This is a genomic window from Bradyrhizobium sp. 186 (genome assembly GCF_023101685.1).
Lineage (GTDB): Bacteria > Pseudomonadota > Alphaproteobacteria > Rhizobiales > Xanthobacteraceae > Bradyrhizobium.
This window is the reverse complement of sequence record NZ_CP082164.1, coordinates 3,725,834-3,738,477: the sequence shown is the minus strand read 5'-3', so window position 1 is coordinate 3,738,477 and position 12,644 is coordinate 3,725,834. Positions and strand designations below refer to the sequence as shown.

Genomic DNA, 12,644 nt, shown 5'->3' with positions numbered 1-12,644 from the left:
CACGGCCGCCGGCCGAATCTGGTGTTCCCAACGCGGCCCCCGGCACTCAACCCGCCACCGCGGCGACCGGCTTGGCCTTCGCCGGTGCTTTGTCAGCGCTCTTCGACCAGGATCGGTAGTACGCAAGCGCGGTCATCATCAGGATGCCGACAATGCTGACCGCAATCTGCATCCAGATTGCGCCGGAAACCTCGACCAACACGACATGTGCAGCAAAGGACAGGAATATCCCGGCGCAAAACACTTCGAGCGACTGCTGACCGCATTTGATTGCGGGCCGAAAGATCGCCCATTCCAACCCCGGCCAATCGCGTGGCAGCAGACGAACGACAAAGAACGCGAACACAACGAAGTGCAGCAGGCGATAAGGCGCGAGGTTGGTCTTGTCGTTCGGATTGAAGGCGCCGTAGATCTCCGGTGGGATCAGTGCCCGCAGTTCGTCAAACCGGGCCGCCATTGTCATGATCAGAGCAAACAGAAGATAGGTGGTGCCGAGCACCAACGCGGTACGCGACCGGATGAACGGCATTGCCTGCGCCGATCCACCAAGCGCAAACCAGGCCCCAAACGTGAACAGAAACTGCCATGCGAATGGATTGAAATACCAGAGGCCAGTTGGATAGGCCGGGAGGTTCCAGCCGAAGTGCCTGGCCATCAAATAGAGCAAGGCCAAAGCGGCCAGGGTCATGTTGGGTCTGCGCAGCATCAGCCAAAGTATCGGCGGGAAGACGCCCATCAGCACGATGTAGAGCGGCAGCACGTCCATGTTCACCGGCTTGAAGCGAAGTATCAGCCCCTCGAACAAGAACTGCGCCGGATTTGCCAGGAAGCCCCGGATGTTGAAGTCATCGGTGAAACCGGAGTTACCAGATCGCTGCGCGACATATCCGATTTCGGCGAGGTAAAGCACGAAGAGGAAGACGTGGGCGATGTAGATCTGCCAGACGCGCTTCAGCAGCCTCGTCGCACCGATGATAAATCCACGTTCGAGCATCATCCGCGCAAAGACGAAGGCGACGGTGTAGCCGGAAATGAAGATGAAGAGATCCGCGGCGTCGCTGAAGCCGTAGTTCCGCGTCGTCACCCAGTTCACGATGTTGTTGGGGATATGGTCGAGGAAGATTCCCCAATTGGCCACGCCTCGGAACAGGTCCAGCCGGAGATCTCGGCCCTTCGACGGGAGCGTAGCGAGAATCTTCATCGTCAATGCACCGAAGCTCCAGCACGAGGCACCTGATCGCCCCAAGCATAACGGCCCATGACTGCCCGTATTGTACAATCGTGCGCATGCTGCGCGTGAGTTCAGCAGAAAGACCAAGATGCGAGGCTGGCAGAACAGCCCTGACTTTCAATTTGCCTCCGGGAAATGCCATCCTGTCCATGAGTCACGACGCGCGACGCGCTTGCGTGATGCAGCTCTCGACATTGCTCGCCTGTCCGTCGACTCAAACCAACAGCACTCCTCGCTCGATCCCTGGAGTTCATTGGGGCTACGGGCTCTAGCGACATGAGCCGATGGAGCCGCCCGGGCCTTCTTGCGCCTGGCTCGCATGGGCGGATGATCGGCGACGATCGGCCGCGCATCAGGTTTTCGTTCAGCCATGGAGCTAGCCAAGGCGTCAACGCGCGTTCGATCTGTCATTCTATCAGGCAGCCGCCCAGCCAATTCCTGGCTTGGTACCGCCTCAATGGACGATGGCGAGATTGTCGGCTGATTGGTGTCAAAGACCACCCTGTCCGGCCATTTGCGCGCGGATTCGATCCGGATGGTCGCCGCGTCGATGCTGTCCGGCCGATCGGGAAATCTGTCCGGCAGCTCCGGCAAAGACCAGCCGGCTATCAGCAGAAGAACGGCGAGTGCGCCCCCGACAACCGCAAGATACCTTGCCATCGGCAAAGCCGATGACTCCGGCGATTTCGGCAATCTCGATCGACCCATGACAGCAATGCTTGGCCACTCTCATGCTGTGCGGCGAAGCGATCGGGATGCCGCCACACTGCTGCTGAGGGAAGGCGACCCGACTAGAGGAAATTCTCCTTCACCATCTCCCAGACGTCTCCACCTCGGCCGTGCGGGATCGCGCGAGCAGAATAAAGCGCCATCCCGATTGCAGGTTCGACCTGCATAAACGGCGGCATGACGAGCTGCATCGGGTTGACGTGCACGTGCAGAAGCGCGGGCCCTGGTTGCGCCAGCCAGTCCTTGACCGCGGTCTCCAGCTGGTCCGCACTCGAAACGGTCTGGCCCCAGAGACCCAGCGCGCGCGCAACCCCGGCGAAATTCGGATTCTTCAACTTCGTGAAGGTATCGAGCATGCCCTCCGCCTTTTGCTCGATCTCCACAAAGCCAAGCTTGCCGTTGTCATAGACGGCAATCTTGATGGGCAACTCCTGTTGGACGATCGTCATCAGGTCTCCGAACAGCATCGAAATCCCGCCGTCGCCTGCCATGCACACGACCTGCCGGCCGGGTTCTGCCTTCTGGAGCCCAATGGACGATGGCATGCCATTGGCCATCGTTCCATGAAGCAGACTCGCGAAAATGCGACGCCGGCCGTTCGCCTCGATATGGCGATAGGCCCAGGCGGCTGGGGTGCCGTCATCGGCCGTGAACAACGCATCCTTTGCCGCATGGCAACTGATCATCTGCGTGAGATAGGTTCCAGGAATGCTTCCATCGTGACCGGCAGCAACCTTGGCCCGCTCCACCTCCCGATATTTCGCGTAGCGTTTGACATACGCGCTTTGGAACGAGGCGTCGGTGCGCTCGACCAGCTTCGGCAGCAACGCCTCCAGCGTTGCCTTCACGTCGCCGACGACGCCCTTCGTGATCGGATGACGCCGTCCCAGATGGGTCGGGTCGATATCGACCTGCACGATCTTTGCCTTGTCCGGGTAGAATTGCCGCCAGGCAAAGTCTGCGCCCAGCATCAGCAACGCATCGCAGTCCAGCAACGCGTGGTACCCGGCCTCGTTGCCGAGCATCCCGGTCATTCCGATATTGTAGGGATTGTCAAACTCGAGGAAGTCTTTTGCGCGCGACGTATGTGCGATCGGCGCCTTCAACTTGTTGGCGACCGCGAGAATCTCCTGATGCGCCCCCTGGCAGCCCGATCCGCCGTACAGAACGACATTTTCGCAGGTGTTGAGGATGTCTGCGATCTCACTGAGATCCGCATCGTTCGGTCGCGTGACAGGTTTGGCGACGTGCACGGCATAAGGAATCCTATCATCCACGACCGAGGCGGAGATATCGGCCGGCACGATCAGAACAGCAACACCGCGTTTGGCCAGGGCCGTTTGGCAGGCGATCACGGTCTTCCGGCGCGCTTGTTCCGGGGTATGGATCATATCGCAGAAGACGCTGCAGTCCCTGTAGACCTGCATGAAGTCGACCTCCTGGATGAACTCGAAGCCCAATTCGTCGCGAATGATCTGACTTGCGATCAGGATGACGGGCGCGCGGTTGCGATTGGCCTCGAATATCCCGTTGATGAAATGCAGGCTTCCGGGGCCGCAACTGCCGGCGACTGCGGTCAGGCGATCGGCGACCTGTGCCTCCGCTTGAGCGGCGAACGCCCCCGCCTCTTCGTGTCTCATCGATATCCACTCGATCTCGCTTTCTTCGAGCGAGCGGGCGATCAGATTGAGAGTGTCGCCGACGACGCCATAACAATGTCTGACGCCTGCACTTTGCAAGGTTTCAACAATGATATCCGCGACCAGCTTGCCCATGACATTCAACCCTGGCTGTGACCGTTCCTGCCACAGCGTGCACTCAACAGCACCGCCGGGGCTTGTATCGGAATGCGGGGACTTGAACCCGGCTGCGCAGACGACGCGCGGCCTCGGATAGCGCAGCTTTCAGCCGACGCAGTCGGTTCCGGATTGGAGTTGGCCGAGCATTTGCACGGCGCGCCTGCGAGCAGGGAACGAAATTCCGGCCGGCATTCGATCCAGACTCGCGCTGAGATATTCGTAAGCTTCTGGCAAGCGATCCTGTTTCAGTAACAGTGCGGCAAGGTCCGTCGCAGCCGTCAATTCGAACAGGGTGGCCGACTGTCGTTTCGCCCAGTCGATTGCCGATAGCAGGCTTTCTTCGGCATCGAAATGATCCTCCGCAGATCGGGACGCCAGGATGAGCCCTTTCATCCTGAACAGGGCGGGCATGTGCAACAATTTTCCGGCGCGCTGCTGTTGCTCGATTGCATTCACCGTGAGGGTCAGCGCTTGCTCGTGCTCACCAAGGTCAACAAGAGCTGCGGCCAGATCGCAGGTAAAATCCATATTCAGCATCTCGTGACGCTGGACGTGAAGCTCCTCCAGCGCTCTCTTCAGCAATTGGATCGCTTCGATGCGGTTGTCTTGAAGGAGCAACCATTGACCCTTCAGGCCAGCCGCTATGGCGCGATACGGCATCAGGGAATGCGCGACAGAGAGCTCGCTCAGTTCACCGATGTACTGGTCCGACTGCCTCAGGTCCGTCATGGTCAGAAACACAGGAAGGATCAAGGCGAGGGATCGGCAAAACGTGGCGGGGTTGCCTGACCTCTTGCCTTCCTCCCTGGCGCGCTTTGCATAGTCCAGCGATTGGTCGAGCAAGCCCCTGTACAGGAGAGAACGTGCCATGCCGACGAGCAGGAAGCTCGTATAATGAAAGAGATATGGTTCCGTTCGAGAGCGTGGTCCGGACGCCAGGTGCCGGAGGCCCGCTTCGCAATGCAGTTGTGTGGCCAGGTGATTTCCCAACAGATGTTCGGAGGCCGCCAGCATTGCTTCCGCCAGCGCCATGTCGTCGTGATTCCCCGTCATCGCCAATTTCTTGCTTCGGACGGCGATGTCGGTCGCACCCCGAATGTCCATGGCCCAGTGCGAATACATGAAAAGTCCGCTTAGAATCCTCAGCTCGTAGCCGAGATCTCCCTGTTCGATCGCAATCTCCAGCGCGCTCGCAAAGGCGGCCCGGACGCGTTGATCGTTACCGTCCGTATGCATCAAGGCCAGCGGTATTGATGCAGAGATTTCCATTGCGCGGCGGGAGTCTCGATGCGGATTGCCCAGGCTTGCCATCGCGCGTTCTGCCCATGCCTGGCATTCGATCAGCAGTGACAGCTCCAGAAACACCTGCGTGGACGCGGCGGCCAGTCTCGTTGCCGTCTCGGCATCGCCGTGCGGTCCAAAGCTCCATTCGAGCGCCGCACGGACGTTACTCAATTGGTCAGAATAGGCCGCAACTCTTTCAGAGCCTGGCAGAGCCGACAGAGTCTCCTTCAGCGATTCGAGGTGTTCGGCTAGGTATTCTGCGTGCCGGCGGAAGACCATGTCGACTTCGGCATGCTCCTCCAGTTTTGCGAGCGCGTAGGCCCGGGTCGTGTTCGACAGCCGATACTGTGCCTGCGCTGCATCGATCCGGGTTGCTATCAAAGACTTCTCAACCAGGCCTGCGACCGCGTCGAAGATTTCCTCGGCCCCCACGCCAGGTTCACCCGCGACGGACCGCGCGCCATCCAGGGTGAAATGGCCGAAGAACGGAGCGATGCGTCGAAAGACAATCCTCTCTGCGTCGGACAGCAGATCGTAACTCCAATCCATTGTCGCCTTAAGCGTCCGATGTCTGGCAACTGCCGTCCGATGACTCAATTTCAGCAATTCCAGGCGGGACATCAGGAGGTCAACCGTGTTCTTGAGGCCAAGGGCGGCGACCTGCCCCGCTGCCAACTCGATTGCCAACGGAATCCCATCCAGCTTTCGGCACATTTCCGCGAGGAATGGCGCCTCCTTGTCGCTGAGAACGACGCTGCCTGCTCTCGTGGCCACACGCCGTACGAACAACTGCACTGCCGGATATCGCAGCACCGCATTTGCCGTTTGCTCTGAGCCCTCCGGCGGAAAATCAAGAGGAAGAATCCGGCAGCAATGCTCACCCTCCACCTTCAACAGTTCCCGACTCGTGGTCAGAACATGGATCTCTTCCGTTTGCTGGTAGAGTTGTTCGGCAAGCGCGGCGACCGCCTCGATCACATGCTCGCAGCTATCGAGTATGACGAGAAGTTTCCGCGACCGAATGAGGTCGACCAGCTCCAGGCCGGGATCTTTCGATTTGAGTGCAAGCCCCAGGGAGGTCGCGACGGCCGCGGCGACATGGTGCGGATCGGTGAGGCTTTCCAGATCGACAAAATAGATCTCGCCGCCAAACCCCTCGGCGACGGCGCGGCCGACGGCCAGGGCAATGGTCGTCTTGCCGATGCCGCCGGGGCCGAGCAGTGTTATGAACCGGTCTTTTCGAAGCTTGTCGCTGACCTCCGTGACGACCGTCTCGCGTCCGATCATTGTGATCGGTCGCACCGGAAGTCTGCCTTGGTGCCGGGACTTGGCGTTCCTGCTTTCCGTGACGCCTCCGAGGGCGACCACTGTGCCGACGAACGAGTAGCCCCGTCCCTTGATGTTTGCGATATAGCGGTTGCCGAATTGGCCGTCACCAAGCGCCTTGCGGATCGCAGCCACGTGGACCCGGATGCTGCCCTCCTCGACGGTCACGTCCGGCCAGACGTGATCGATCAACTCCTGCTTTGCGATCACCTCACCCGGACGCTCGGCAAGGTGGATCAGGATGTCGAAGGCCCTGCTGCCGAGGGGCAGCGCCACGCCGTCGCGCCGAAGCACCCTCTCCCTGCTCGAAAGCTCGAAGGGGCCAAACCGCAGATTTCCACGAAGCTCATCGTCAGCCATGGCTCTTGGCACGGGCTTAGGGTGCTTTTCCAGGATATTCAATGATCCGCGCAAAACCCAAGCGTGCGTTCTTGATAGACATCAGCTTGCTCTCGGCTCCACGCGCGGACTTGAAGGGATCAGCACGCGGCGACCGGCATGCGAGCTGCATACAACCGACGATGCCCGGCGCTTCCCTCTCGCTAACAGAGATCGTACACTTTCACCATTGTTTGCATCCCCCGAATGGGGGGAAGACCGACGTGGATAGGGGGAGCCCTTGATACAACCGCGCTCCGGCCATCCGATACATGGAACGGGCACCTTGCCTGGCGGAGGACAGCTGCCATTCCTCGCGACCAAAATCTTGCCGGCACGATTCGGCGGTCTGGTCACACGTCCCCGGCTCCTCGCCATCTTGTCCGAGCTCCCGGCCAAGCGACTTGGCGTCATCAAGGCGCCGGCGGGCTTCGGCAAGAGCTCACTGGCGGCCACTTGGGCCGAGACGCTCGAGCAGAGCGGCAGTGCTGTCGGGTGGCTGACAATCGATTCAGACGACGACGAGGCCACGCGGTTTCTATTCTACGTCGCTCAGGCCTTGCACCAGGCCTGTCCGGAGGTCGGCGCCGGCGCGATTGGGCTGATCCTCGAGAACAACCTGATCGACCAGACGGCGATCCTGTCGAGCCTGATCAACGATCTGGCAGAGATAGAGGATGATGTTTATCTGTTTCTCGAGGACTATCACTGGGTCAGCGCTTCTCGCATTCACCAGACCGTGGCGTATTTTCTGAAGCACGCACCGTCCCACTGTCATGTGGTGCTGACGACGCGTACCGAACCTCCCCTGCCGCTCGCGACCTTGCGAGCCCAAAACCAGTTGATCGAGATCGATGCCGAAGCCCTGCGGTTCGACATGCAGGAGACACAGGCGTTTCTGGACGGCACCAAACCCGGCGTTCTGGAATTCCCCGACGTCCAACTGTTGCAGCGCAAGACCGAAGGGTGGCCCGCCGCGCTGCGAATTATCTCATCCATGCCATCGCAGTCCGGATCCGGCCTGAAGGAGTATGTCCACAATCTCTCGGGTTCGCAGCGTCCAATCGCCGCCTACCTGACGGAGATGCTGGATGGGCTTCCGGTCGAATTGGTCGACTTCATGCTGCGAACGGCCGTTCTTGATCGGCTCTCCGGCCCTCTCTGCGAGGCCGTAACAGGCTTGAGCTCGAGCCGCACGATCCTGGCATCGCTTGCCGAGCGCCAAATGCTGCTCACGCCGCTCGACAATGATGGTGTCTGGTTTCGCTATCACACGCTGCTTGCCGAATATCTGAGACAGCGGCTGGAGGCGGACCGCGGCATCGAAGTTCCTGAACTGCACGGACGTGCGGCCCTTTGGTATGCCTCCCACGAATTATGGACCGAGGCGGTCCAACATGCCATTGCAGCCGGCGCTCCTGATCGTGCGATCGGCTGGATCAACAATTGCGCGATGGCTTTGATAAAGCGAGGCGATCTCTTCACTCTGCTCGAATGGCAACGCCAGTTTCCCAACGAGCTCATGCGAGGTCAGTGCGAGGTCCGGTTGGCGATCGCCTGGGGATTGGCGCTCGCGCTTCGTTTTGATGAGGCCCTGAAGCTCGCAACTGACATAGAGGGCGATATCGCTGCAACGCCTCTGCCGGACGGCAATCTGCTGTGCGAATGCCAGGCGATCCGCTCTGTTGCTATCGCGCTGAAGGATGACAGCGAAAGCGCGCTGCCTCTGGCACAGGATTGCGTGAACCGGTCATCCGATCCCTGGACCGCGAACGTTGCCTCAAACGTCGTTCGTTTCAGTCATATGAAGGCGGGCAACCTCAAGCAATTCCATGCGACGCCATGGATTCCCTATTCGGTCGAGGAGGATCGCAGGAACGTATTTGCCTCGGTGTATCGACACTGCCTGAACGGGCTTGCAGAGGAGCGGCAGATACGTCTCGCAGCGGCAGACGAGCACTACCGCGAGGGCTTGCGGATAGCCGAGCAGGATGTCGGGCCGAATTCGATTGCCGCGGCCTTGCCGGCAAGCCTGATCGCGCGAATGAAATACGAGCAAGGCCAGCTCGATGAGGCGGAAGCCTGGGTCATCGATCGCGTCCCGCTGATCAACTCGGGGACAATGCTCGATTGCGTGTGGAGCACCTATTTCGTGATCTCCCGGGTCGCCGCCGCGCGGATGAATTTCGAGCGAGCGCGCACTCTGCTGGAGCGAGCTGAAAATCTGGGCGTCGCGCGGGATTGGGGCAGGCTCTCGGCCGGCGTGATCGCGGAGCAGGCGCGGCTCTACCTGAACGATGGCCGGCTGGATGAAGCCGCCGCATGCGTCGATCGCCTGGAACGCCTTGCGCGAAAATACCCCGCGCCGAGGCCTGGCGCCTGGTCGGAGATTGAGTGGTACCACAAATTGGCCCGCGCTCATTTGCTGGGCCAGCAAGCCCGTCCCGACGAGGCCATTTCCATCCTGCAACAATTGCAGCACGAAGCCGAAGCAATGGAGCACCGTCAGTTCCTGATCTGCGTTGCAATCCGCCTGTCGGCCGTTCAGCTCAGCGCGGGCAAGGCCGCGGAGGCGGTGAGCCGCTTTCGCCGCGTGCTTGCCGCGTGTGCTGCGGCCGGTCTTTATCAGACCGTCCTGGACGAGGGGCCAGTCATTTCCGAGCTTCTCCGGGCGACCCGGGAGGGAGGAAACGTCAAAACGGATCTGATCCCCTACGTCGACCGGCTCGCGGCGGGTCTGCAGCGAGCACGACAAGATCGCTCGGCGCCGAGCTCAAGCGCACGGATCCTCAGCGCATTGAGTCGTCGCGAGACTGACATTCTCACGCTGATCGCGGATGGATTGTCCAACAAGGAAATCGCCCGAAGCCTTGATATCGGCCCCGAGACCGTGAAGTCGCACCTCAAGAGCGTTTTCACCAAGCTGGGTGTGGAGAAGCGCGCGCAGGCTGTGTCACGCGCACAGACCCTCGGCATTGTCACCACGCAGTGACACTTCGTCCCCTCATCCAGCTTGCCGCGCACGAACACGCGTCTGCTCGAGGATCTGCCTCGCCAACGCGAGATCCGGCGTTCCGAAACCCTCGGTAAATCGGCCGTGAATGGGTTCAATGAGATCATGGGCTCTTCGGATTTGGCCCCGATCAATCCAAAGCCGCGCAAGCTCCAATCCCGCCCGCAGTTCGAACGAAAGCGCCGATTGTTGCCCTGCCAGGGTCATTGCCTCCTCAAAACACTCCACAGCCAGATCACGCTGTTGGGATTCTCCGCACACAAGGGCCGAGCCTTTCGCCAAGAACAGCGCCGGTAGGTGAAGAGGCCTCTTCGATCCAAGCTGCGTGGCGATCGAACCATCAATGAGAGCCAGCGCTTCCGCGCACTCGTTTTGTTTTGCCAGACTAACCGCCAATTCGGAGACAAAATCCGTTACGAGCATTTCGTATCGCAGTATCCGCAGCTTTTCCACGCTGTCCCGCAAATGACACATGCCATCCTCCGTCTGGCCGACGCGAATCAGATAGCGCCCCCGAAGACCCACGGCGACAGCGCGAAATGGCTCCAACGAATATTTCTCGGCGGTGAGCTCGAGCGCAGAGAGGTTCCGTTCGGCCTGACCCAAGTCGTCGATCCAGAAATAGAGAGGCATCGTCAGGATCAGGGCTCGACACAGCGCGATCGGATGATCCGATTTCTCGGCCTCCTCGATGGTTCTTCCGGAATAACCGACCGCCTTGTCGAGATTGCCAGCGAACCAATGCGATCGGGTCAGGTTGAACAGCGATGTGGTGCGCAGATCAAACAGATACTGAGTTGCGTTGAATCGTCGGGAAGCCGGCGACCTATGGAGAGCCCGCTCGAGGTATTTTGGCGCGCGGACGTGGTCCGCAAGCATATAATACGCTGCTCCGAGCATCGAATCCGCAAGCGCGGCATCTTCCGGACTTCCTGTCTTCTTCGCGACAGACTCTGCGCGTAGCGCAACTTCAAGACTGCCCGCCGCGTCGATCGTACGATGAAGATACATCGACAGCCCGCTGAGAAGCCGTAGTTGCTGGTAGGCATCCTCGCGCCGCTCTGCGAACGTCAACGCCGTATTGAAGGCATCGCGAACCCTTTCACTGTTCCCGGCGGTGAACATCAGCGACAAGGCAAGCGAAGCGTGGATTTCCATCTGGTCCCGCGGGTCGCAGTCCGCAGCAATCCGATCGATCGCCTTCTCCATCCAATCCCGGCACTCCACGAAAAGCGACTTGGCCACAAACAACTGCGAGGCCGCCGCCGCCATTCGTATGGCCGCGCCATCGCTTCCATCGGGGCCAAAGCTCCATTCAAGCGCGGTGCGGATATCTCCAAGATAGAGCTGTATCGCGTCTGCCAGGAATTGTCCGGGCCCCAGATCGAAAAGATTGCCCCGGGTGTTTTGCAATGACTGGCTCAAATAGCTCGCGTGATACGCCGCCATGGAATTATGTTCGCCGCTCGCAGCGAGTTTCTCCAAGGCATAGGACCGCGTGGTGTCGAGCAATCGGTAAAGCATCCGCCGGTAGCTGGGCCACGCCACTATCAGCGACTTGTTGACAAGGCTTTCTACCGCGCCCTCGATCTCGGTCCGGTCAATTCCTCCTTGCTCCGCAACAGCGCACGCCGCTTCCAATGAAAAGTGCCCGATGAAGATCGCGACACGTCGCAGCACAATTCGTTCGACCTCGGACAGGTGATCGTGGCTCCAGTCCAGCGTTGCCTTGAGTGTCTGATGCCGCGGATTCGCCGTCCGGCGACCGAACTTCAGAAGATCAAGGCGCGAACCCAACCTTGCCACGGTATTCCTGACGCCGAAGACCGCGGCTCTTCCGGCGGCGAGCTCGATGGCGAGCGCAATGCCGTCAAGCTTGCGGCAAATCTCGGCAACCATGGGAGCTTCGTCGTCACTGAGCGAAAAGTTGCCGCGGCGAGCACTGACGCGCTCGGCGAACAACCGTGCTGCCGGATAGGCAAGGACCTCTGACGCAGTCGGCCGCGGCTGCTCTGGTGGGCAGTCCAGTGGACAAAGACGAAATACGCACTCGCCGGGAACGCGCAAAGTTTCCCTGCTGGTCGCGAGTATGTAGATGCCGGGGGTATTCCGAAAAATATGGTCGGCGATCTCCGCAGTTCTCTCGATCAGATGCTCGCAACTATCGAGAATGACGAGCGCCCTGCGAGCGCGCAGAAAATTGAGCAACGCCTCCCTTGGATCGACCAACTGCGGGGCGAGCCCGACCGCCGAAGCGACAGCGCCGATGACCTGCTCATTGTCACTTGCCGTTGAAAGATCGACAAAGAATACTGCCCCGGAGAAGTCGGCCAGCGCCCTGTGCGCGACGGACAGGGCAATCGTCGTCTTGCCTATGCCCCCGGCACCCAAAATTGTAATCAGGCGCTGTTCCGTCTGGAGCAACCGCTGAATCTCAAGGACGACGTTGTTACGACCAACCATGCGGCCCAGTGCGGGCGGCAGGTTGGACAATCCCGAAGATGCGCTGCCCCTGTCGCTATCCGCGTGAAGTCGCGTGACCGGCGCAATGAAGCTATAGCCGCGGCCCTGGATGTTCGCGATGTACTTGTTGCCGAACTGACCATCACCCAGCGCTTTGCGTAGCGCCGATAGATGGACGCGAAGACTGCCTTCCTCGACCGTTACGTCAGGCCATGCCTTCGCGATCAGTTCGGACTTGGGAACGACCTCACCGGCGCTTTCGAGCAGGGCCATCAGGATGTCGTAGGCCCTGCCACCAAGTGGAACGATCTGGTTCGCCTTGCTGAGAGAGCGCTCGGCAACATTCAGCTCGAATGGGCCAAACCGAAGCCGCATTGCACGCGATGAGCCAATTGGTTGGACCGACATAACCTATTCCGCC

At 60.1% G+C, this 12,644-nt stretch carries 5 protein-coding genes; 1 reads left to right on the top strand and 4 read right to left on the bottom strand.

Translation table 11 applies throughout. From position 1 onward, the window contains the following. Positions 1-46: 46 nt before the first annotated feature. The 3 genes from IVB18_RS17740 to IVB18_RS17730 all read right to left on the bottom strand — a co-directional run bounded on the left by IVB18_RS17740 (position 47) and on the right by IVB18_RS17730 (position 6,729). The gene (locus IVB18_RS17740; RefSeq protein ID WP_247990317.1) at positions 47-1,201 is read right to left on the bottom strand and encodes an OpgC domain-containing protein; all 1,155 of its coding nucleotides are present in this window, start codon (positions 1,199-1,201) and stop codon (positions 47-49) included. Positions 1,202-2,022: 821 nt separating this feature from the next. Beyond that, a complete protein-coding gene (locus tag IVB18_RS17735; RefSeq protein WP_247990316.1) occupies positions 2,023-3,735 on the bottom strand; it encodes a thiamine pyrophosphate-dependent enzyme in 1,713 nt (570 codons plus the stop codon). A 129-nt stretch (positions 3,736-3,864) separates the two neighbouring features. Next, a complete protein-coding gene (locus IVB18_RS17730; RefSeq protein WP_247990315.1) occupies positions 3,865-6,729 on the bottom strand; it encodes a winged helix-turn-helix domain-containing protein in 2,865 nt (954 codons plus the stop codon). 397 nt (positions 6,730-7,126) lie between these two features. On the opposite strand from IVB18_RS17730, the gene IVB18_RS17725 reads away from it, so the two are divergent. Continuing rightward, the gene (locus IVB18_RS17725; protein ID WP_247990314.1) at positions 7,127-9,739 is read left to right on the top strand and encodes a LuxR C-terminal-related transcriptional regulator; all 2,613 of its coding nucleotides are present in this window, start codon (positions 7,127-7,129) and stop codon (positions 9,737-9,739) included. A gap of 12 nt (positions 9,740-9,751) precedes the next feature. On the opposite strand, the gene IVB18_RS17720 is transcribed toward IVB18_RS17725, so the two are convergent. Beyond that, positions 9,752-12,631 (bottom strand): winged helix-turn-helix domain-containing protein, encoded by a 2,880-nt coding sequence (locus IVB18_RS17720; RefSeq protein ID WP_247990313.1) that lies wholly within the window; start codon positions 12,629-12,631, stop codon positions 9,752-9,754. Between the last annotated feature and the right edge of the window lie 13 nt (positions 12,632-12,644).